This window comes from Mesorhizobium sp. NZP2077, from assembly GCF_013170805.1.
In the GTDB taxonomy this organism is placed as follows: Bacteria; Pseudomonadota; Alphaproteobacteria; order Rhizobiales; family Rhizobiaceae; genus Mesorhizobium.
In genome coordinates this window covers 2,610,494-2,630,837 of sequence record NZ_CP051293.1, presented here as the reverse complement: position 1 = coordinate 2,630,837, position 20,344 = coordinate 2,610,494, and the positions used below count along the sequence as shown (strand labels likewise).

Here is a 20,344-nt window from a genome sequence, read left to right as displayed (position 1 = left end):
CCAAAACTCTTCCCTATAAGGCCCTCCTAGCCTGATACCAGAATCGCGAGCACAACCGGCCGGGTCTTCCCGTCCCGGTTTTTTGTGCAAGCCGCCCGCCAAACGGAACTTCGCCATGCCAAGACGCACCGATATCAAGTCGATCCTGATCATCGGGGCCGGCCCCATCGTCATCGGCCAGGCCTGCGAGTTCGACTATTCCGGCACCCAGGCCTGCAAGGCGCTGAAGGAAGAGGGTTTCCGCGTCATCCTGGTCAATTCCAACCCGGCCACCATCATGACCGACCCGGAACTGGCCGACGCCACCTATATCGAGCCGATCACGCCCGAGGTCGTCGCCAAGATCATCGCCAAGGAGCGGCCCGACGCGCTGCTGCCGACCATGGGCGGCCAGACCGCGCTGAACACGGCCTTGTCGCTGCGCCGCATGGGCGTGCTCGACCGCTACAATGTCGAGATGATCGGCGCCGACGCCACGGCCATCGACAAGGCCGAGGACCGCGCGCTGTTTCGCGAGGCGATGAAGAAGATAGGCCTGGAAACGCCGAAATCGATGCTGGCCAACGCCACCGACGTCAAGAACACCGACCGCAAGACGCATGAGGCCGAGCGCGCCGCCGTCAAGGCCGAAGCGCCCGCCGATCTCGACGCCGCGCTCGACGCGCTGGAAACCCGCTGGAACCTCGGCGAAGGCGACCGCAAGCAGCGCTACATCAGCCACGGCATGGCGATCGCCGCGCAAGCGCTCGATCATGTCGGCCTGCCGGCCATCATCCGCCCGTCCTTCACCATGGGCGGCACCGGCGGCGGCATCGCCTACAACAGGGCCGAATTCTACGACATCGTCCAGTCCGGCCTCGACGCCTCGCCGACCACCGAAGTGCTGATCGAGGAGAGCGTGCTCGGCTGGAAGGAGTATGAGATGGAGGTCGTCCGCGACAAGGCGGACAATTGCATCATCGTCTGCTCGATCGAGAACATCGACCCGATGGGCGTCCACACCGGTGACTCGATCACCGTCGCCCCTGCCCTGACGCTCACCGACAAAGAATACCAGATGATGCGCAACGCCTCGATCGCGGTGCTGCGCGAGATCGGCGTCGAGACCGGCGGCTCCAACGTGCAGTTCGCCGTCAACCCGGCCGACGGCCGCCTCGTCGTCATTGAGATGAACCCGCGCGTTTCTCGCAGCTCCGCGCTCGCGTCGAAGGCGACCGGTTTCCCGATCGCCAAGATCGCGGCCAAGCTTGCCGTCGGCTACACGTTGGACGAGTTGGAGAACGACATCACCGGCGGCGCCACGCCCGCTTCGTTCGAGCCGAGCATCGATTACGTCGTCACCAAAATCCCGCGCTTTGCCTTCGAGAAATTCCCTGGCGCCGAGCCGGTGCTGACAACCGCCATGAAGTCGGTCGGCGAAGTCATGGCCATCGGCCGCACTTTTCAGGAATCGCTGCAGAAGGCCTTGCGTGGTCTCGAGACCGGCCTCACAGGCCTCGACGAAATCGAAATCCCCGGCCTCGGCCACGGCACTGTCGCGGCAAACCACGCCGACGACCGCAACGCCATCCGTGCCGCACTCGGCACGCCGACGCCGGACCGGCTGCGCATGGTGGCGCAGGCGATCCGCATGGGCACGTCGCTGGAAGACGTGCATTCCATGTGCAAGATCGACCCTTGGTTCCTCGAACAGATCGCCGGTATCGTCGCCATGGAAGCCCGCATCCGCGAGCACGGCATTCCGCAGGATGCGGTCAATCTGCGCATGCTGAAGGCGATGGGTTTCTCCGATGCCCGCCTCGCGTCGCTGACGAAGACCGACGCCGAAGTGATTCAGAAGATTCGCGAAAAGCTCGACGTTCATCCGGTTTATAAACGCATCGACACTTGCGCGGCCGAGTTCGCCTCGCCCACCGCCTACATGTACTCGACCTATGAAGTGCCGTTCGCGGGGGCGCTCGCCAACGAAGCGCAGGTCTCGTCGCGCAAGAAGGTCGTCATCCTCGGCGGCGGGCCGAACCGCATCGGCCAGGGCATCGAGTTCGACTATTGCTGTTGCCATGCCGCCTTCGCGCTGCGCGACGCCGGCTACGAAGCGATCATGATCAACTGCAACCCCGAGACCGTGTCGACCGACTACGACACCTCGGACCGGCTCTATTTCGAACCGTTGACGGCCGAAGACGTGCTGGAGATCCTGCGCGCCGAGCAGGCCTCGGGCGAACTGGTCGGCGTCATCGTCCAGTTCGGCGGCCAGACGCCGCTGAAGCTGGCGGATGCGCTGGAGAAGGCCGGCATTCCGATCCTCGGCACCTCGCCCGACATGATCGATCTCGCCGAAGACCGCGACCGTTTCCAGAAGCTCCTGCACAAGCTCAACCTCAGCCAGCCGAAGAACGGCATCGCCTATTCGGTCGAGCAGGCCCGCCTCGTCGCCGGCGAACTCGGCTTCCCCTTGGTGGTGCGCCCGTCCTATGTGCTCGGCGGCCGCGCCATGCAGATCATCCATGATGAGGGCATGCTGCAATCCTATCTGCTCGACACGGTGCCCGGCCTGGTGCCGGAGGACATCAAGCAGAAATACCCCAACGACAAGACCGGCCAGATCAACACGCTCTTGGGCAAGAACCCGCTACTGTTCGACACCTATCTCTCCGGCGCCATCGAGGTCGATGTCGACTGCCTCTGCGACGGCAAGGCGACCTTCGTCTCCGGCATCCTGGAACACATCGAGGAGGCCGGCATCCATTCGGGCGACAGTGCCTGCTCGCTCCCCGTTCACTCGCTGCCTTCGGAACTGGTCGACGAGCTGGAGCGCCAGACGGCGGCCCTTGCCCGCGCGCTCAATGTCGGCGGGTTGATGAACGTGCAGTATGCGATCAAGGACGGCACGGTCTATGTGCTGGAGGTCAACCCGCGGGCGTCGCGCACCGTGCCCTTCGTCGCCAAGACCATCGGCCGTCCGATCGCGAAAATCGCCGCCCGCATCATGGCCGGCGAGACGCTGGAAGACGCCTTCGCCCATTACGGCGCCATGCCCGACCCCAGGAATCCCGGCCACATAGCCGTCAAGGAAGCCGTCTTCCCCTTCGCCCGCTTCCCCGGCGTCGACATCCTGCTCGGCCCGGAAATGCGCTCCACCGGCGAAGTCATGGGCCTCGACCGCGACTTCGCGCTGGCCTTCGCCAAGAGCCAACTGGGCGCCGGCGTCGACCTGCCACGCTCCGGCACGCTGTTCGTCTCGGTACGCGACGAGGACAAGAAGGGCATCCTGCCGGCAGTGAAACGCCTGGCCGGCCTCGGCTTCAAGGTGCTGGCCACATCAGGCACCGCCCGCTTCCTCGCCGAAAACGGCGTCGACGCGCAAAAGATCAACAAGGTGCTGGAAGGCCGCCCACACATCGAAGACGCCATCCGCAACCGCCAGGTCCAGATCGTCTTCAACACCACGGACGGCCAGAAGGCGGTGTCGGATTCGAAATCGCTGCGCAGGGCGACGCTGATGCAGAAGGTGCCGTATTACACGACGCTGTCTGGGGCTGCGGCTGTGGCCGAGGCAATCGCGGCGCTGAAGGCGGGGAGCCTGGAGGTCAGGCCGCTGCAGGAGTATTTTGCTTAGGCGATTAGCTGATCTCCCCACTTGTGGGGAGATGGCCGGCAGGCCAAAGAGGGCGCTGTTCCCCGACGCTGCGATCTTGTCAAAATCCGTGCAGCACCAATTCTGAGAGTTTCATGCACGACACCCATCGGGTGCAGGGGTCGCGCCCTACGTAAGAGGCTTCAGGCCGTTGTAGCAGCATTTCGGGGTGCGAAATTCGGCTGCTCGCCCAAAAATAATTAAAAGATTTGATATGAAGAAGGCTTGAATCTTAGTGACTGCCTTGCGCTAATACTGCTTAACCGCCAACGCAACACTTAAGGTCATGTCCTTTCGTTTCCAGAGACGAGTCAGCATTTTCCCGGGAGTTAGACTTAACTTCAGCGGCGGAGGTGTAAGCACGACAATCGGCGTAAGGGGCGCCGGTGTAACTTTCGGCAAACACGGCACATTCCTAAACTTGGGCATACCGGGATCGGGAATCTCGCTCAGAACCCGAATAGATAAGCCGACGTCACCTAATAATTTTCAGCCGGGGCGGGCCTCTCAGCCCACTGCCCCCGAAATGCTGCCAACACCGTTGAGCCCTCTTTATCGTCCCTTGCTCCCCGGTGAAGGTGAAATTGCAAGCGCACCAGTTTCATCGCTAACCAGCCCCGGCCTTGCGGATCTGAAAAAGCTTATAAACGAAGCTGACGCTCTAAGAAAACGGCTCGAGCAGGAACTGGCCGACGCCGAAAAGAAGCGAAAAAGGGCCGAGATTCGCCTCAATCGATCGCTTTGGCTCATCGCACGTCTATTTAATTGGCGTCGGATTCCACACCTACAGGCCAAAGTACTTGAGGAGAGAAACAACGTCGATAAACTGGAAGCGAGTTTAAACGACGTAATTGTGAATCTCGAGTTCGATTTCGATCAAAATATGATCGAAAAATATCAGAGAGATTTCGAATCTGATTTTCGGAAGGCCACGCAGTCTGCAAAGATATGGGATGTGACAGCATCATATTTTGCCGATAAATTTAAGCAGAGAACCGTCGCAAATCACATGGTCGAGAGAAAGACCATCAATTTTGGATTCGGTAATTCCGAGATAGTCAATTCGCCCGTTTCTCCCATGCGCCTGGGAAACGCAAATGGCGAAGACATCCTCATATATCCCGCATTTGTTCTTATGCGCGACCAGACAGGAGATTTTGCTCTCATAGATTTGATGGAAACATCTCTGACATTTTCGGGAGTCGCGTTTCATGAAGAAGAAGTTGTTCCGGCCGATGCCAATGTGATTGGAAAAACTTGGAAGTATGCAAATAAAGATGGATCTCCGGACCGGCGATTCAACAACAATTTTCCCATACCTATTGTCAGATGTGGAGAACTGAGGTTAACCGGAAAGCAGGGGCTGAACGAAGCCTTTCAGCTTAGCAATGCATCCAGCGCCAACGCTCTCGCATCTTCTTTTGCAAATTGGCAGAAGATTTTATCTAGCGGACCGATCACATCAGGCCCAAAGGCCACTCCGACTGGGAGCGCGGAGGAATCATTCAGCGATGAAAGGAACCCACGGGAATGGGGCGAAATAAGGCATCGCGGTAGATCAATATATCTGGCTTTCGATCTTATTTTTATTTTTTTCTCTATTCTTTTGATTGTACATCTCTTTTCCGGAACCTCTACATCTGGAATGCCAACAGATTTTCCGAAAGGGGTCGAGAGGCAAGAGATCAAGCCGACAATAAATGAATCGCCTCCTGCGCGCCCAGAGCCCATCGCCCCTTCCAACATTCGAAAGATTCAACCGCCTGAACTAGACGTTCACGCCCAGAATCCACCCAAAGACTCTACAGGAGAGGAACCTCAACCAAGCCATAAACCCACTGAGCATCCGGCAAGAGTGAAAGTAGATTTCGCAAATGTTCGGTCAAGTCCGTCCACCAAAAGTGAGGTCATACTACGATTGCCAAAGGGCGCAATTTTAAATGTCATAGGGAAGACCAACGATTGGTATCAGGTGAAGCTCGATACCGGCACTGGTTGGATGAACTCTGTCACTCTGGATGTTGACAAGTAGAGGGCAAGGGCAACGGTCCACAACTCCGCTCACGCCACGGCGACACATTCAATCTCAATATCAAACTCCATCGGCCAGGACGCCACCGGCACAAAACTCCGCGCCGGCGGGTTGGTCGCAAAATACTTGGCATAGACCCGGTTGATGGCGTTGTAGAAGCCGGAATTGACGGCGTAGATGCGGACCATCACCACGTTGTCCAGCGAGGTGCCGGCCGCTTCCAGGCAATGTTTCAGCGCCTTCAGCGACGCCTCGGTCTGCGTTTCGATATCGCCGCGCACCATCTCGCCGGTCACCATGTCCACCGGCGGCGTCGCCGAGATGAACACGAAGCCGTTGGCCCTTACCGCTGTCGAGCAGGGCAGGCCGAGAGAGCGAACCTTGGCCGACATGACCGGTACTTCGATGACTTCTTTTTTCATGGTGATGCTCCCTTGGTTGCGGGGAGCTTATCGCGGCACTGGCGGAACGCCAGCGCCGTTCTTCCCTTCTCCCCTTGTGGGGTGAGCAGCCGGTTCGCGAAGCGAATTCGTCGTGCCAGTGGCACGATGAAAGGCCGGCGAACGCCGGGACGCTGCGGAGCAGCGGGGACCCGGCAGGTGGATTGGCCACCCCCGGCCCTTCGCATGGCTCAGGGCGTTCGAAGCTCGAAAAGCCAAGCAATTGGCTTTTCGTTCGCTGCGCGAACCGCTTCTCACCCCACAGGGGGAGAAGGAAGGCCCGCGCCTCGCCCGCTCACCCTTGCCCCGGATACGGCGTGCCATCCTTATGCAGAAACCGCCCATCCGAATTCGGGCTCATCATGTCGATGTCGGAGCAAGTGATGACATCGTCCGGATTGCGCGAGCCGACTTCCAGGTAGCGCGCCGTGACCGTCGACCGGTTGATCATGTGGTGGCCGTTGCCGCTGTTCTTGGCGAAGGCAGCACTATCGCCCGCCTTGAGCAGCGTCTCGCCGCCATCCTCGACCAGCGTCAACTCGCCTTCCAGCACATAGACGAGTTCGTCCTCATGGCTGTGCCAGTGGCGCTGGCTCGACCAGGCGCCGGGCGGGAGCGTCATGAGGTTGACGCCGAAATCGGTGAGCCCGCCGGCATCGCCGAGGCGCCGGCGGGTGCGGGTGGCGCAAGGGGCGTCGAAGGGTGCGGGGTAGCCGGAGCCTTTGCGGATGGGGACGGCGGAGAGGTCGATCTTGGGCATGGGTGCTCCCTTGCGTTGGTGACGGCAGTCTAGCGCCCTTCCCTTCTCCCCTTGTGGGAGAAGGTGGCCGAGCGAAGCTCGGTCGGATGAGGGGTGCTCCAGCTTGGCGATACGCCCTATTCAAAGCCACCCACCACGCCGGAAGACGGGAAGGCACCGCCATCACCGCCACGGTTGCAAACTTGTGTCCCGAACATAGGCGATGATGGTGTCACAGACTGAATCCAGTTCTCGCAACACATCATCATTCCAGAAGCGTAGTACACGGAAACCCCGGAGTTTCAGTTCGGCGTCCCGCTCACGATCGTGGGTTGAATCCGCATGCTGGCTACCGTCTATCTCAACGATCAGCATTGCCTCCGCACAAAGAAAGTCGGCAATGAAGCGTCCAATCGGCACTTGGCGGCGGAACTTGATCCGATCCAGTTTTCGACCGCGCAACTCATGCCAAAGCTTGTCCTCTGCTTCGGTCGGCTCGTGGCGTAAGGTTCTGGCAAAACGCCTTCTGTCTGGTAGGACGGGTTGGTGTGGCATTGCGAGACAATAGGTAAAGTTGGCGTTCACCGGAACACCCCTCATCCGACCTCGCTTCGCGAGGCCACCTTCTCCCACAAGGGGAGAAGGGAGAGCGGACCTGCCCCTCTAATGGCAACACCCATACTGCAGCTGCTCCCTCCAATCCGGCCGCCCTTCCGGCGTAAAATCCATCAGGTTCCACAGGATCTCGCAGGTGCCGATGGCGCGCGGGTCCTGCCCGGGGTCGGTCGGCGCGAAGCCGAGTTCGGACGACCAGAAATGCCTGATACCGTCACCATCGCGATGGAACACCGACAGCAGCGGCATCTGCGCGCCGTCGGCATCCTCGGCATTGTAGTCGCGCTTGAAGCTGTTGGCGGCCGACGACACCAGCCGCATGTGCTTCCAGCCACGATCCCGGCTGAGCGTGACCACGTTTTCGAGCGCGGTTTTCGCCACCACCGCAAAATTGAAGCCGGCGGCTTCGAGATGGCCGACGGCGCCGTCGAGCTGGTCGAGCAATGCCGTGCAGGACGGGCATGGCTGGTCCGACCTGGCGAGCCTGGCGGTGCCGCCGCTCACCGCCACATCGCGCGTCTCCTGCGGATGGCGTGGAAACATCATCTGGTAGAGGATGAGCGAATCCTTGCCCGGCGCAAACAGTTCCGACAACTTAATCTTCGCCGGCTTGCAGTCGGCATCGAGCGCATCGAAGACATAATCCTGGCGGATCAGCCCGCCCGGCGGCAGCGCGCGTCGCGCCTCGGCCACGGCTTCCATGGCGCGGCGCAGCTCGATTTCCTTCTTCAGCAGTCTTTCGCGCGCGGTGCGGTATCTGGCGGATTCGTTGGGGAAGGTGATCATGATCGGCTCCCTTAAGTCGTCGCGCCTGCATTCCGGCGCCGTTGCTCTGCGACCCAAGGACGTTTGGCGGCGACCGGCCCCGACATTTTTGCGGACGAAGGATCCCGCTTCCCCGCGAGAGCATACGGCAGCTACGGCGCCGCCGGCACCGGGCAATCCAGCACGCCTTCCTCGCAGTGGAGATAGTTCTGAAAATCCTTCAGCCTGAGGTTGGTGAGACCCGCCTGGCAATTGGCCACCACCATCGGACGCACGCTGCCGGCGGTTTCGGGCGGGCCGCCCTGGAAGTTGCATTCGGCATCGCGGAAGGCGACCCAGGCACGCTGTGCGTCGACCAGCAGTTTTTTCGACGCCGCATTGTCCTTCAGCCTGTCCGTGATCTGCTTGTAGGCGTTGTTGAGCTTCTTGTCGGCCGCGTCGAAATCCTTGCCGGCGCATGCGTCGAGTGTGGCCTGATCCGACGCGTTGGCGCAGTCGTCGGCCCGGGCCACGCCAGCAAGCAGCGGAGCGGCAAGGATCAGGGTGGAGAGTAGAAGCCGCATCGTGTTTCCTCCGGTTTCAGTCGAGACAAAGCTTAACCGTCAAGCCGCCGCCGGCATGATGTCGCCTTTCGCCTTGGTGGACAGTTTCTTTCGTCTGTCGGAACCCGTCCACCTTTCCTGCATTGCTCCCATCGGCTAGGGCAAGCTGATAGGGGGAAAAGAAATGCACGATGACGAGATCGACCTGCGCTGCCCGCAAGTGGTGGCCGACAATGCCGCCAGGGGCTTGAGGCTGCGCCAGCAGTTCGGCCGGGGTGGCACGGAGATCGGTGTGGCGCGGGCGACCGAATTGAAGAACCGCGAGAAGCTCGCACCGTCCACCATCCGCCGCATGGTCAGCTATTTCGCCCGCCACGAGGTCGACAAACGCGGGAAAAACTACGGCAATGAGGCAAACCCGTCAGCCGGCCACATCGCCTGGCTGCTATGGGGTGGTGATGAAGGCCGTGCCTGGGCGCTGGAGCTCAAGCAGAAGATCGGCAACGCACCGGATATCTGAGCGCGCGGGCGTGCCGACCGCTCCTCAACTATGCCAATCTACCTCGAACATGCCGAGCCGTTGGTAGAGCCGCACCGCGGCGGCGTTTTCGACCGTGTTGGTCTTGAGGTCGACATGGGCGGCGCCCCGTTCACGAAAACTGGCGAAGGCATGCCACATCAGCGCCTCGCCAATGCCCTTGCCGCGCGCCTCGGGATGAACGGCGAGATCTTTGACGAAGGCCGAGGCCCAACAAAGTGCTGCCGCCGCCAGCCGGCCCTTGGCGTCGATGACCAGGAAGCACAGCGCCGGGTCGAATTCGGGATCACCTGAGATGCGCGGCCACCATTCGTCGAACGGGCCATCGGTGCCGTCGTCGAACACCTCGCTCAACAGCGCATGCAGTGGCGGCGCGTCACCCGGCTCGAAGCTGCGCATGGTAAAACCATCCGGCCAGTGCGCTGCAACCAGCGTCTCGTCGAGTATCTTGCGCAGCCGGATGTCGTTCAGGGCCGGCGGGCGCGGTTCGGGCATCGCGCTCAGGCGTCGGGCTGCAGGCGGTGCCGCTTGCGGTCGGTGCCGAGGCCGGTCGCCTCGAGCAGGCCCTTGCGCTTGGCGTCGAAATAATAGCCGGTCTGATAGAGCCAGTCGGCCTTCTTGGCGTTGCCGTCGGCCACCAGCCAGGCGCCACGCAGATATTTGACCGCGTATTTCAAATTGGTCTCGGCGTCGAACAGGCCCTTGGCCGGCCCGTCATAGCCCATGCCCCGTGCCGTCGCGTGCTTGATCTGCATCAGACCCCAATGGCCATTGTTGTAGGCCTTGGGGTTGAAGGTGCTCTCGCGGTTGACGACATGGCGCACCAGATCGACCGGCACCTGGTAGAGGGCGGCGTATTTGACGATCAGCCGGTCGACGTCACCGCGCATGCCAGTGTGCTCTTCCGGAGCGGCAGGGCTGAGCGGCGCGGACGGAAACTGCACCAGGGCAGCCGGGTTCTGCGGCACGACATAGGCCACCTGCTGCACGCCGGGCAGTTTCTGGCCACTGCCGGCGACTGCCGGCACGATGAGCCCGGCGGTGGTGTATGTCTGCGCCGCCTTGACCGGCTGGCCCGCCTTGCTTGGCGGCGGCGCCTGCCCGGCATTGGCGGTCATCACGGCGGGCACGGCCGGTGCCGTCGGCGTCGCTCCGGCAAAGGCCGCGGTCGCGGCAACCGGCTGGGCGGCGGGATCAAGCGCTGGCGCGGCAGTCGGGCCAGGCGTCAGTTCGGCGGTCTGGACGGGGGCAATGCCCGAGGATTGCGGCAGCACCGAAACCGTTTCCGGCAGCGGAATGGTGAAGCCGGCATCGCTGCCGGCAACGGTCGCGGTTTCGGCCAAGGCAGGTGCTGCCTTCATCTGCGAGGTCGAGGTGCAGCCGCTGATGCCGGCCGCCGCCAGGATCACGCCGATCGCGATAAGGGTATGTTTTGCTGGCAAGCCGCGCACGGGTCCGGTTCGTCGGGTGTTAAGAAATCCCTTACACCAGCGATTCAGGGCGGGCAATCGGGGCCATCAGGTGGTTTTCGGGTGGCGGGACTCGGGCCGAACTGCCATATTGTTCCTGATATGTACTGGCACAAATGCCGGTTTTCGCCACTTTGCGGAAAGGAACGCAACATGGAAACGACAGCTTCGATCACAGCCGGCCACGCGGTGTTAGAAACAGTGATCGGTTTCATGGGCATCGCCTGGAGCGAAAAGGGCCTGATCCGGCTCTGCCTGCCCGAACGCAGCCGCGAATCCGTGGAACGGCGGCTGATGCGCCACGCCGGCGTTTCCGCGTCCACGGCACGGCCGCCATGGGTGGTCGAGCTGATTGCTTCGATCAAGGCTTATGCCGCGGGCGAGGATGTCGACTTCACCGGCGTGCCGGTCGATCTCGACGGCGTCGATGATTTCCGCCTCGCCATCTACGACGCGGCACGCAAACTCGGCTATGGGCAAACCACCACCTATGGCGAACTGGCCAAGCGCGCCGGCCAGCCCGGCCTGCCGCGCGAAACCGGCGCTGCCCTTGGCGCCAACCCGGTGCCGCTGGTCATCCCGTGCCACCGCATCCTGGCGGCCGGCGGCAAGATCGGCGGCTTCTCGGCGCCAGGCGGCTCGGTCACCAAGGAGAAGATGCTGGCCATGGAAGGCGTGCGCGTCGGCCCGCCGCCGCCGGCGCAGGTGTCTTTCGGGTTCTGAACCGCTGGCGCCGACGCTGCCCTTCCGCCTCCATGCGACGTCTGGGGAAAGAACGGCCGGAAGATTACGGCCGTTCTCCTTGGAGGCTGCGGATCAAGTCGAGGTTCGTCGCCAGGTCAGCCCCACTTCATCTCACCCTTGGCGACCTTGGAACCGATATCAAGGGCGACGCCCATGCCGAGGCCGGGGAAGCGGGCCTCCATGGCGGCCTTCAGCGCGGCGCCGTCGGCCGCCTTGCTCAGTTCTTCCTCGAAGGTGAGAAGATAGGACTTGGTGAATTCCACGGCCGAGGGACCGGTCGCGGCATCGGGGGCCATGTGGCCAGGCACCACGACGGCCGGATGGCGGGCGGCAATAGCCTCCAGCGTCTTGACCCAGGCGGCGCGGCTTTCCCTCGTCTGCGTGTCGGCGGTCCAGACATGAACGCCCGCGAAGATCATCACGCCACCGAAAACGGCATTGAGCGAGGGCACGAACAGGTACCGGCGATTGTCGAGTCCTTCTTCCGCATTGACGATCTCGATCGTCTCGCCGTCGACACTAAGCGTTGGGCCGTCGAATGCCTCGGGCAGAACGATGTCGGGCAGCGCCTGGGGGCCGTTTTCCTTCAATTGCGGACCCCAGACCGCGAGCTTTTTCTCCACACTGCCTTTGATGGCTTCGAGCGTGGCGGAAGCAGCAATCACCTTTGCCTCCGGGAAGGCTTCCCGCACCGGCTTCAGGCTGAAGTAGTAATCGGGATCGGACTGGCTGACATAGATGGTGGTCAGCTTCTTGCCGGTGGCCTTGATGGCCTCGGCGAGCGCCTTGCCGTCCGGATAGGTGAAGCCGCCGTCGATCAGCAGGGCCTCGCTTGGCCCGGACACCAGCACAGGCGCGCGGAAGAAGCCGTTCGGACCCGCCGGGAAGTGTTTCCAGCCAAGCGTGGTGCCGGCGGCTTGGCCGCGCTCGGTGGCGGCGAATACGGCGCTTGCGCCGAGGGCCAATGAGGTCTTCATGATCTGTCTCCTCGTGAACATGGAATAGCTCCTTTGACTGAAATGGGGGTCAGGCCGCGTGGCGTGGCCAGCTGTCCGAGAGGGAAGAGCGCAAGCCACGGTTGCGCCCCCGATGGAGAGAACAGCGCAGAGGTAACGCCCCTGGATTAATTGATAAATCTCATGTAATAATACAGACTGTATGCTATAAACTTACAATCAACTGACGGCGCCCTGTGGAACCGATCAACCTCAACCGCCTCGCCTATTTTGCTACGGTGATCGACGCAGGCTCGTTTACCCGGGCAGCCGAGCGGCTTGGCATCACGAAAGCCGTCGTCAGCCAACAGGTTGCCCGCCTTGAAGCCGAACTGCAGACCACGCTTCTCGTGCGCACGACGCGGAGGCTCGAGCCGACCGAAGCAGGCCGTCTTTTGCATGCACGTTGCGTCCTGATCCTGCGGGACGTTGAAGAGGCCGTCGCCGAGGTTGGCGAGGGCAACACCGAAGTCGCTGGCGTGCTGCGCGTTTCTGCGTCCAATGACTATGGCGCGATCGTGCTGGCCCCGATCGCCGCCCGCTTTCGGCAGAAATTTCCGGCCTGCGGCGTCGAACTGTTCATTTCCGATGCGATAATTGATTTGATCGGCAACAAGATAGACCTGTCCATCCGGGTCGGCTGGCTGGAAGACTCCAGCCAGCAGGCGCGACGCATCGGCACCTTCCGGCAAATCCTGGTCGCATCGCGGGATTTCGCCGCCGGGGTCAAGGTAGACGAACCGGAAGACCTTTCTTCCTTGCCGCTCGTTGCCAATTCCGTCCTTCGCAAGCCGTTCACCTGGAGCTTCAGCCGAGGCGATTTCGAGCGGCGCACCATCACCATGCGCGAGACGTTCTCCATCAACTCGACCCCGGCCGTCCTGGAAGCGACGCTCGCCGGTGGCGGACTGGCGGTTCTGCCGGACTATCTGGTCGTCGATTACCTATCGCAGGGCCGCCTCGTTCATATGCTCCCCGACTGGGCGCTACCCTCCGGCGGCATTCACGTGGTCTATCCGGCGGCGCGCTTTCGCCCGCAAAAAGTGACGCGGTTCGTGTCCATGCTCATGGAACACATCCAGGATTGAAAGCAATTTTGTCCCCAGAGGCGCAGTTGTTCGACTGAGCGAAGGCTTCCGGCTCCGGTTGATGAGTCCGCTAGTACTCATTGAAGAATCGCCGGCGGAAATGCCGGCCATTGTCCGGCCGCTTGCAGTTGTAGACCGGGCAGGATTTGGTGTCGGCGCTCGGCACATAGGCGCGCGCCCTCACCTCGCCCATGGTGCAGAACTGCTGGCTCTCTACATAACGGTCGTAGAGCGGCAGCCCCGGCACGCGCGTCGACTGGTAGCGCAGGATGACCGCGCCCTGCCGCGCGATCGTCGACTGCACCTTGCCGCAGCTCATATGCGTCGGGTCGTAGCGCGAGATCGCCTGCGCCTCGGCGGCCACCAGCGTCAGGCAGGCGGCAAGCACTATGGTTTTCATGGTCTCCTCCCTGATCCGCCGCCCCAGGGACAGCGATGTGCAGCAACGATTTCACCAGATTGGGGCGGCCGTTGGGCGGCTTCCGCATCACGGCTTTCTCACGCAGTCTTGTTTTTCGTGCGAAACCAGCCTATATCAGCCCCATTGATATTTCGGCCGATCGATCCGGGCCTCGCGATCTTCGCGTTTGCTGACGTCTATCTCCAAAATCTCGATGCACACCGGCTGGACATTGGTCTGGTCAAACTAAAGCAAATGTTGAAGGACTATCTAAAATGGCAACTGGAACGGTCAAGTGGTTCAACGCCACCAAGGGCTTCGGCTTCATCCAGCCTGACGCGGGCGGCGCGGACGTTTTCGTTCACATCTCCGCAGTCGAGCGTGCTGGACTGTCGACCCTGGTCGAAGGCCAGAAGATCAACTTCGAGATCGAGCAGGACCGCCGCACTGGCAAGTCGTCCGCTGGATCTCTGAGCAAGGCAGCCTGATTTTGCGAATGGCGCGCGCCGGGCGAGAGCCCGGGGCGTGCGGCAAGTCACGGATGTACTGACGGTCGCGCGAGAAGCGCGCCCGGAGCGGAAAGACCCGATACGCTGGAACAGCAGATAGCTGCCAGCCCGGACCGGACGCTCCCGATCAGGCTACCAAGGATGGGAAGGCGGGATTTATCCCGCCTTTTTGTTGTCTAGACCACAGCGTCCTTCTCCCCGTTCACGGGGAGAAGTGCCCGGTAGGGCGATGAGGGGCAGCGCTGGCATCTCAAGAGGAATGATCGCAGAGCCAGGCATAACAAAGGCTGGCGCCGCCCCTCATCTGGCTGCCGCCATCTTCTCCCCGTAAACGGGGCGAAGGACGCTGTGGCACCGCTTTCGCCAATCGCCGAAGTGGCTATCCTACCCAGCCGATCGGCACATGCCCCGGATCCGCCTCGACGCGGCCAAGCCAGGCGGCAACCGCCGGATAGGCGTCGAGCTGAAAACCGCCCTGCTTAGCCGTATGCGTATACGCATAGAGCGCGATGTCGGCGACGCTGAACGCGCCGCCGGCGAAGAAGGCGTTGTTTTCCAGATATGCGTTCATCACGCCGAGCGCCTTGTTGCCGCGCTCCAGCGTCACCGCCAGCCGCTCCGGCGTCGCATCCCCGGCGCGTTCGGGAAAGGTCAGCAGCGCCTTGCGCACGGCGATATAGGGTTCGTGGCTGTACTGCTCGAAGAACAGCCATTGATACGCGAGCCCGCGCTCATATTTGTCCGCCGGCAGGAAGCGCGTGCCTTCGGCAAGATAGAGCAGGATGGCGTTGGATTCGGCCAGCCGGCGGCCATCGTCGAGTTCGAGCAGTGGCACCATGGCGTTCGGGTTCTTGGCGACGAAATCGGCCTTCCGCGTGTCGCCGGTATGCGAACTCACCTCGACCGTGGTGAAGGCGAGGCCAAGCTTGGCCATCAGCAGGCGCGGCTTGTAGCAATTGCCGCTGTCGATCATGCTGTAAAGTATCATGGACGGTCCCCGGAGCGCTGCCTTCTGCGGGCGATTATCGCAGCGGCGGCGTCCTCAACCAATGATTTGTTTTGGCGCGACCATCAGCGCCGCTGATGCAAAGTCCTGGCAAAGAGGGGCACGACCTTGTTGTCGAAGCCCAGCAGCGCGTCGATCACCAGCGGCTCCTCGTTGAAGATGGTGCCGGCCAGCGCCGGCCGGGCCAGGAGAAAGCCCTGCAGCAGGTCGACGCCGGCTTCGAGCGCGACGCGCAGATGGACGGGTTGCTCGATGCCTTCGACCAGCACCCTGGCGCCGCGGTCGTGCAGGCTTGACACCAGCGGGCGGAAGAACCGTTCGGCGGCGGCGTGGCGGCAGAACTCGGCGAACCAGCCGCCATCGATCTTGACAATATCAGGCTTGAGCAGGCTCACCCGCTCCTCGGTCGAATGGCCGGTGCCGAAATCGTCTATGGCGATGCGGATACCATCGCGCCGCATTTCGCGCACCAGCCGGGCCAGAAGCGCGTCGTCTGCCGCCTGTTCGGTGATCTCGCAGACCAGCATTCCGGGGGCGAGGCCGAACTCGCCGAGATGCCGGCTCATCAGCCGGATCTCGGCCAGCGCCCGCCCGGAATGGTCGTTGATCATCGGATTGTAGTTGAAGAACAGATCGAGCCCGTCGACGCCGATATTGTGGAAATTCCGAAGATGCAGCACCCGGCACATGGTCTCGACAAACAGCCGGTCAGAAGCAGTGACGCTTTCAAAGAACGCCCGCGGCGAGCCTGCGCGGCCGGCACGGTGCGGCTCGATGAGACCCTCGACCGCCACCGCGTGCAGGCAACGCCCAAGCGGCGCAAAGATCGGCTGGTAGGCGCTGCGCAAGCGGTATTCGCCATGGACGCCATATTCGATGCCGATCTCATCGGCGAAGATCGCGTCGCCGACATTGCGCCGCCGCTCGAGCCTCATGGCGCGACCCGGCGCCCGAAGGCTTTTGCCGGCCGCGCCGCATGCTGTGTAGCCGGAGCCGCCGGTGCGGCGGTCACGGGGGCGGCTTCGGGCGCGGTTTTGCCGAAAACGCGAAAGCTGGTCGGCGCCAGCTCCGGCCGCGCCAGCACAAAACCCTGGACCATCGAAGCGCCGGACTTCTCGGCGAGCTCCAGTTGCCATCCCTCCTCAATACCTTCGAACACCGTGCGGATGCCTTGGTCCTCGAAGCTTTTCACCATGGTGGTCAACAGCGCGAAGCCGGCGCCGGATTCCATCAGTTGCGTGATCCAGTAGGCGTCGAACTTGACGATGTCGGGCTTCAACTCCTTGATGCGGTTGATGTCGGAATCGTCCGAGCCATAGTCATCGACCGCGATGCGGAAGCCGCTGCCCCTGAGCGCGGCGACAAAGCCATGCAGGGCCTCCTGCGATGCCGACTTCTGCTCGGTCACCTCGCACACGACGCGGCCGGGATCGATGCCGGCCTCGTGCAGCACCAGCCGCATTTCGCGCAAGGCATTCTCGGCGACGGACCGCTCGGTGAACACCGATGGATCGAAATTGACGAAGATCGACGCCTCCTGCGGCAGGCAGGCGCCGGCATTGAGCAGATGCAGCGTCCTGGTCAGCGCCTCGACATGCAGGCGGTCGGCGGCCGGACAGGTCGAGAAGAAGGCGATCGGCGATTGCGGCTCGCCGTCGCGGAACGGCCGGATCAGCCCTTCGAAGGCGGCAACCGACAGCTTGCCTTCCTTGAAGGCGAAGATCGGCTGGAAGGCACTTTGCAACGTGTAGATACCCCAGACACCGGTAGAGGTGCCGTCATCATGACGGATGATATGGGCAAGCCCGATGCTGCGCGACACGGTTCCTTCGCTCCGCAATTGGATTGCGATCCTGTCATGCAAGCCTCTACCGCCCGTTAATGAATTTAGTGTTGCCGATCACGCCGCATTGACCGCGGCGCCCCACCTGGCCCAGCCGACAAGGCTTGCACTGAGGGGAATGATGCGACATGAGAAGCGCCGCGGCCGCTCCTGGCCGCGCCGATCTTCTCAAGGAGAGAAAAAAGGTCATGGCCTTTCTTGCCGACACCCTTTCCCGCGTAAAGCCTTCCGCCACCATCGCGGTGACGCAGAAAGCCCGCGAGCTGAAAAATGCCGGCCGTGACATAATCGGCCTCGGCGCCGGCGAGCCGGATTTCGACACGCCCGACAACATCAAGAATGCGGCGATCGAAGCGATCCGTCGTGGCGAGACCAAGTACCCGCCGGTTTCGGGCATCGTGCCGCTGCGCGAGGCGATCGCCAAAAAATTCAAGCGCGAGAACAATCTCGACTACAAGCCCGAGCAGACCATTGTCGGCACCGGCGGTAAGCAGATCCTGTTCAACGCCTTCATGGCGACCCTGAACCCCGGCGACGAGGTCATCATCCCCCGCCCCTACTGGGTCAGCTACCCCGAAATGGTTGCGATCTGCGGCGGCACGTCGGTGTTCGCCGACACCTCGATCGAGAATGGTTTCAAGCTGACGGCCGAGGTTCTGGAAAGGGCGATCACGCCGAAGACCAAATGGCTGCTGATGAACTCGCCGTCGAACCCGTCGGGCGCCGCCTATACGGAAGCGGAGCTGCGCGCGCTGGCTGATGTGTTGCTCAAGCATCCGCATGTCTGGACGCTGACCGACGACATGTATGAGCATCTGACCTATGGCGACTTCGTCTTCAAGACCATCGCGGAGGTCGAGCCGAAGCTCTACGAGCGCACGCTGACCATGAACGGCGTCTCGAAAGCCTATGCCATGACCGGCTGGCGCATCGGCTATGCCGCCGGTCCCGTGCAGCTGATCAAGGCGATGGACATGATCCAGGGTCAGCAGACCTCGGGCGCCTGCACCATCGCGCAATGGGCTTCCGTCGAAGCGCTCAACGGCCCGCAGGACTTCATCGCCAGGAACAAGGCGATCTTCCAGGGGCGGCGCGACCTTGTCGTCTCGATGCTCAACCAGGCGCGCGGCATCTCTTGCCCGTCGCCGGAAGGCGCCTTCTATGTCTATCCGTCCTGCGCCCAGCTGATCGGCAAGAAGACCAAGGCCGGCAAGGTGATCGACACCGACGAGGCCTTCTGCTCGGAACTGCTCGAGGCCGAAGGTGTGGCGGTGGTGTTTGGCTCGGCCTTCGGCCTCGGCCCCAACTTCCGCATCTCCTACGCGACCTCGGAGACGTTGCTGGAGGAAGCCTGCACGCGCATCCAGCGTTTTACGGCATCGCTGACCTGATCATAGCAGCCTGAAATGCAAAAACCCGGCGTCATCGCCGGGTTTTTTGTTGGAGACGAAGCAGCTCACGCCTGCTGTTTGGCCTCCCTGGCCGAGCGCGCCTCGGCTGGCGCGAGTACAGCGATCAACAGTGCCGCGGTGACAAACGCGGCAATCGCCGCTGTCAGCATCGCGGCGTGGAAGCCGCCGGCATAGGCCGTCGCGAACAGTTCGTGCACGCCGCTTTCGCCCATTGCCGCGTCGGTGGCGAAATCATGCCGTGATATGGCGGCGTGGGCCACCGCTTCGGCATTGGGCACATCCGCATCGCTGAGATATCCAGTCAGCAGGCTGGTCGCCCGCATGCTCATCAGGGCGCCGAGCAGCGCGATGCCGATGGCAAGTCCGCTCTGGCGGGTGGCGTTGATGACCGCCGACACCATGCCCGAGCGCTCGCGTGGCGCATAGGACATGGCGGCAGCACTGCCGGTCGGGATCGCCAACGAATTGCCGAGGCCGCCAATCGCGAACAGAACGCAAAGCACCCAATAGGGTGTCGACGGTCCGGCCCAGCACATGCCGAGCATGGAAAGGCCGATCAGCACATAGCCCGCTGTCATTAGCGACGAATGGCCGTACCGGGCACTGAGCTTGCCGACAAAAGGCGACACCACCATCTGGACGATGAAGGCCGGCGCCATGCGCAGGCCGGTCTGCGTCGGCGACCAGCCTTGCACCTGCTGCAGGAACATCGAGAAGAAAAAGACGCTGGTGTAGGAGGTGAAGCCGAGTGCGAACGAGGCGACGTTGGCAACGGCAAAGCGCACGTCGCGGAACAGGCTGAGCGGCAGCATGGGCCGTGCCGTGCGTGCCTCGAAGCCGAGGAAGACCGCCAGGCCAACGACGCCGGCGACGATCGCCGTGACCGTCCTGGGGTCATTCCAGCCGGTCTCCCCGGCCGAGATCAGGCCGAAGGTCAGCGAGCCGAGCCACAGGATCGAAAGCGCCAGGCCGATAAGGTCGAGATGGGCATGTTCGGGATGCGCCGTCTCATCGATCGAAACAGCGCCGAGCACGATCGTAACCAGGCCAAGCGGCAGGTTGATCAGGAAGATGCTCTGCCAGCCGACCGTCTGCACCAGGATGCCGCCCAGCACCGGACCGACCAGCAGGGAAATGGCCGCGAACGAGGCCCAGCCGCCGATGACGCCGGCCCGCTCGCGCGGATCGGGGAAGGCCTGCGTCAGGATCGACAGCGCGCCCGGAATGAGCAGCGAGCCGGCAATGCCTTGCACCACCCGGCCGGCCAGCAGCGCCGTCAAATTGGGCGCGACCGCGCAGATCAGCGAGCCCGCCACGAAGATGCCGACCCCCGCCAGCCACGATCGCTTACGGCCATAGCGGTCGCCGATCAGGCCCGACGACAGCATGAAGGCGGACAGGCACAGCGTGTAGGCGTCGACCACCCATTGCAGGCCGCCGAAATCGGTCTGCAGCGCCTGCTGGATGGTCGGCAGCGCGACATTGACGATGCTGACATCGAGCAGAGCGACGAACGAGCCGAGATAGACGGCGGCAACGAGCGGCAGGCGGTTCTTCGGCATGATGATTT

Annotated in this window: 20 protein-coding genes; 7 read left to right on the top strand and 13 right to left on the bottom strand. The window is 62.4% G+C overall.

Annotation, left to right across the window (positions count from 1 at the left end):
• Positions 1-115: 115 nt before the first annotated feature.
• Positions 116-3,619 (top strand): carbamoyl-phosphate synthase large subunit, encoded by a 3,504-nt coding sequence (gene carB, locus HGP13_RS12875; RefSeq protein WP_172225649.1) that lies wholly within the window; start codon positions 116-118, stop codon positions 3,617-3,619.
• 304 nt (positions 3,620-3,923) lie between these two features.
• Positions 3,924-5,669, top strand: a complete 1,746-nt coding sequence (locus tag HGP13_RS12870) for a DUF4236 domain-containing protein (RefSeq protein ID WP_172225630.1) — start codon at positions 3,924-3,926, stop codon at positions 5,667-5,669.
• 29 nt (positions 5,670-5,698) lie between these two features.
• Here HGP13_RS12870 and HGP13_RS12865 read toward each other — a convergent pair whose 3' ends face one another.
• From HGP13_RS12865 to HGP13_RS12845, 5 genes are all read right to left on the bottom strand, one after another.
• Entirely contained in the window at positions 5,699-6,091 is a 393-nt protein-coding gene (locus HGP13_RS12865) for a RidA family protein (protein WP_172225627.1), read from the bottom strand.
• 313 nt (positions 6,092-6,404) lie between these two features.
• A complete protein-coding gene (locus HGP13_RS12860) occupies positions 6,405-6,869 on the bottom strand; it encodes a cupin domain-containing protein (RefSeq protein ID WP_172225624.1) in 465 nt (154 codons plus the stop codon).
• A gap of 162 nt (positions 6,870-7,031) precedes the next feature.
• Entirely contained in the window at positions 7,032-7,403 is a 372-nt protein-coding gene (locus HGP13_RS12855) for an endonuclease domain-containing protein (RefSeq protein ID WP_172234685.1), read from the bottom strand.
• A 108-nt stretch (positions 7,404-7,511) separates the two neighbouring features.
• Positions 7,512-8,249, bottom strand: coding sequence for a DUF899 family protein (locus tag HGP13_RS12850; RefSeq protein ID WP_172225621.1), 738 nt, complete (start codon positions 8,247-8,249; stop codon positions 7,512-7,514).
• 131 nt (positions 8,250-8,380) lie between these two features.
• On the bottom strand, positions 8,381-8,791 hold the full coding sequence (locus tag HGP13_RS12845; protein WP_172225618.1) for a lysozyme inhibitor LprI family protein: 411 nt from the start codon (positions 8,789-8,791) through the stop codon (positions 8,381-8,383).
• A 163-nt stretch (positions 8,792-8,954) separates the two neighbouring features.
• Here HGP13_RS12845 and HGP13_RS12840 point away from each other — a divergent pair, with 163 nt between their 5' ends.
• Positions 8,955-9,290 (top strand): hypothetical protein, encoded by a 336-nt coding sequence (locus HGP13_RS12840; RefSeq protein ID WP_172225615.1) that lies wholly within the window; start codon positions 8,955-8,957, stop codon positions 9,288-9,290.
• A 24-nt stretch (positions 9,291-9,314) separates the two neighbouring features.
• Here the strand turns inward: HGP13_RS12840 and HGP13_RS12835 are convergent, their stop codons facing one another.
• Positions 9,315-9,803 (bottom strand): GNAT family N-acetyltransferase, encoded by a 489-nt coding sequence (locus HGP13_RS12835; RefSeq protein ID WP_172225612.1) that lies wholly within the window; start codon positions 9,801-9,803, stop codon positions 9,315-9,317.
• 5 nt (positions 9,804-9,808) lie between these two features.
• Positions 9,809-10,750, bottom strand: a complete 942-nt coding sequence (locus tag HGP13_RS12830) for a lytic transglycosylase domain-containing protein (RefSeq protein ID WP_172225610.1) — start codon at positions 10,748-10,750, stop codon at positions 9,809-9,811.
• Between the two features lie 180 nt (positions 10,751-10,930).
• Here HGP13_RS12830 and HGP13_RS12825 point away from each other — a divergent pair, with 180 nt between their 5' ends.
• Positions 10,931-11,500, top strand: coding sequence for a methylated-DNA--[protein]-cysteine S-methyltransferase (locus HGP13_RS12825; protein WP_172225607.1), 570 nt, complete (start codon positions 10,931-10,933; stop codon positions 11,498-11,500).
• Between the two features lie 116 nt (positions 11,501-11,616).
• Here HGP13_RS12825 and HGP13_RS12820 read toward each other — a convergent pair whose 3' ends face one another.
• Positions 11,617-12,519 carry an MBL fold metallo-hydrolase gene (locus HGP13_RS12820; protein WP_172225604.1) on the bottom strand — a complete coding sequence of 301 codons (903 nt, stop codon included), beginning with the start codon at positions 12,517-12,519 and terminating at the stop codon, positions 11,617-11,619.
• Between the two features lie 194 nt (positions 12,520-12,713).
• Here HGP13_RS12820 and HGP13_RS12815 point away from each other — a divergent pair, with 194 nt between their 5' ends.
• Complete coding sequence (locus HGP13_RS12815; RefSeq protein ID WP_172225601.1) at positions 12,714-13,604, top strand: LysR family transcriptional regulator; 891 nt, start codon at positions 12,714-12,716, stop codon at positions 13,602-13,604.
• Positions 13,605-13,674: 70 nt separating this feature from the next.
• On the opposite strand, the gene HGP13_RS12810 is transcribed toward HGP13_RS12815, so the two are convergent.
• Complete coding sequence (locus HGP13_RS12810) at positions 13,675-14,004, bottom strand: hypothetical protein (protein ID WP_172225598.1); 330 nt, start codon at positions 14,002-14,004, stop codon at positions 13,675-13,677.
• A 275-nt stretch (positions 14,005-14,279) separates the two neighbouring features.
• Here HGP13_RS12810 and HGP13_RS12805 point away from each other — a divergent pair, with 275 nt between their 5' ends.
• The gene (locus HGP13_RS12805) at positions 14,280-14,492 is read left to right on the top strand and encodes a cold-shock protein (RefSeq protein ID WP_010910991.1); all 213 of its coding nucleotides are present in this window, start codon (positions 14,280-14,282) and stop codon (positions 14,490-14,492) included.
• A 400-nt stretch (positions 14,493-14,892) separates the two neighbouring features.
• Here HGP13_RS12805 and HGP13_RS12800 read toward each other — a convergent pair whose 3' ends face one another.
• From HGP13_RS12800 to HGP13_RS12790, 3 genes are all read right to left on the bottom strand, one after another.
• Positions 14,893-15,501 carry a glutathione S-transferase family protein gene (locus tag HGP13_RS12800; RefSeq protein WP_172225595.1) on the bottom strand — a complete coding sequence of 203 codons (609 nt, stop codon included), beginning with the start codon at positions 15,499-15,501 and terminating at the stop codon, positions 14,893-14,895.
• A gap of 83 nt (positions 15,502-15,584) precedes the next feature.
• Complete coding sequence (locus HGP13_RS12795; RefSeq protein ID WP_172225592.1) at positions 15,585-16,454, bottom strand: EAL domain-containing protein; 870 nt, start codon at positions 16,452-16,454, stop codon at positions 15,585-15,587.
• Positions 16,451-17,341 carry an EAL domain-containing protein gene (locus HGP13_RS12790; RefSeq protein WP_172225589.1) on the bottom strand — a complete coding sequence of 297 codons (891 nt, stop codon included), beginning with the start codon at positions 17,339-17,341 and terminating at the stop codon, positions 16,451-16,453. Before HGP13_RS12790 ends, HGP13_RS12795 begins: the two co-directional genes overlap by 4 nt.
• A gap of 209 nt (positions 17,342-17,550) precedes the next feature.
• Here HGP13_RS12790 and HGP13_RS12785 point away from each other — a divergent pair, with 209 nt between their 5' ends.
• Entirely contained in the window at positions 17,551-18,753 is a 1,203-nt protein-coding gene (locus tag HGP13_RS12785) for a pyridoxal phosphate-dependent aminotransferase (protein ID WP_172234684.1), read from the top strand.
• Positions 18,754-18,818: 65 nt separating this feature from the next.
• Here HGP13_RS12785 and HGP13_RS12780 read toward each other — a convergent pair whose 3' ends face one another.
• Positions 18,819-20,336 carry an MFS transporter gene (locus tag HGP13_RS12780; protein ID WP_172225586.1) on the bottom strand — a complete coding sequence of 506 codons (1,518 nt, stop codon included), beginning with the start codon at positions 20,334-20,336 and terminating at the stop codon, positions 18,819-18,821.
• Positions 20,337-20,344 lie beyond the last annotated feature (8 nt).

Excerpts from the sequence above, each read along its gene's own strand:
- carB (WP_172225649.1), top strand. The coding sequence starts at position 116 with ATGCCAAGACGCACCGATATCAAGTCGATCCTGATCATCGGGGCCGGC.
- HGP13_RS12870 (WP_172225630.1), top strand. The coding sequence starts at position 3,924 with ATGTCCTTTCGTTTCCAGAGACGAGTCAGCATTTTCCCGGGAGTTAGA.
- HGP13_RS12865 (WP_172225627.1), bottom strand. The coding sequence starts at position 6,091 with ATGAAAAAAGAAGTCATCGAAGTACCGGTCATGTCGGCCAAGGTTCGC.
- HGP13_RS12860 (WP_172225624.1), bottom strand. The coding sequence starts at position 6,869 with ATGCCCAAGATCGACCTCTCCGCCGTCCCCATCCGCAAAGGCTCCGGC.
- HGP13_RS12855 (WP_172234685.1), bottom strand. The coding sequence starts at position 7,403 with ATGCCACACCAACCCGTCCTACCAGACAGAAGGCGTTTTGCCAGAACC.
- HGP13_RS12850 (WP_172225621.1), bottom strand. The coding sequence starts at position 8,249 with ATGATCACCTTCCCCAACGAATCCGCCAGATACCGCACCGCGCGCGAA.
- HGP13_RS12845 (WP_172225618.1), bottom strand. The coding sequence starts at position 8,791 with ATGCGGCTTCTACTCTCCACCCTGATCCTTGCCGCTCCGCTGCTTGCT.
- HGP13_RS12840 (WP_172225615.1), top strand. The coding sequence starts at position 8,955 with ATGCACGATGACGAGATCGACCTGCGCTGCCCGCAAGTGGTGGCCGAC.
- HGP13_RS12835 (WP_172225612.1), bottom strand. The coding sequence starts at position 9,803 with ATGCCCGAACCGCGCCCGCCGGCCCTGAACGACATCCGGCTGCGCAAG.
- HGP13_RS12825 (WP_172225607.1), top strand. The coding sequence starts at position 10,931 with ATGGAAACGACAGCTTCGATCACAGCCGGCCACGCGGTGTTAGAAACA.
- HGP13_RS12820 (WP_172225604.1), bottom strand. The coding sequence starts at position 12,519 with ATGTTCACGAGGAGACAGATCATGAAGACCTCATTGGCCCTCGGCGCA.
- HGP13_RS12810 (WP_172225598.1), bottom strand. The coding sequence starts at position 14,004 with ATGAAAACCATAGTGCTTGCCGCCTGCCTGACGCTGGTGGCCGCCGAG.
- HGP13_RS12805 (WP_010910991.1), top strand. The coding sequence starts at position 14,280 with ATGGCAACTGGAACGGTCAAGTGGTTCAACGCCACCAAGGGCTTCGGC.
- HGP13_RS12800 (WP_172225595.1), bottom strand. The coding sequence starts at position 15,501 with ATGATACTTTACAGCATGATCGACAGCGGCAATTGCTACAAGCCGCGC.
- HGP13_RS12795 (WP_172225592.1), bottom strand. The coding sequence starts at position 16,454 with ATGAGGCTCGAGCGGCGGCGCAATGTCGGCGACGCGATCTTCGCCGAT.
- HGP13_RS12785 (WP_172234684.1), top strand. The coding sequence starts at position 17,551 with ATGGCCTTTCTTGCCGACACCCTTTCCCGCGTAAAGCCTTCCGCCACC.
- HGP13_RS12780 (WP_172225586.1), bottom strand. The coding sequence starts at position 20,336 with ATGCCGAAGAACCGCCTGCCGCTCGTTGCCGCCGTCTATCTCGGCTCG.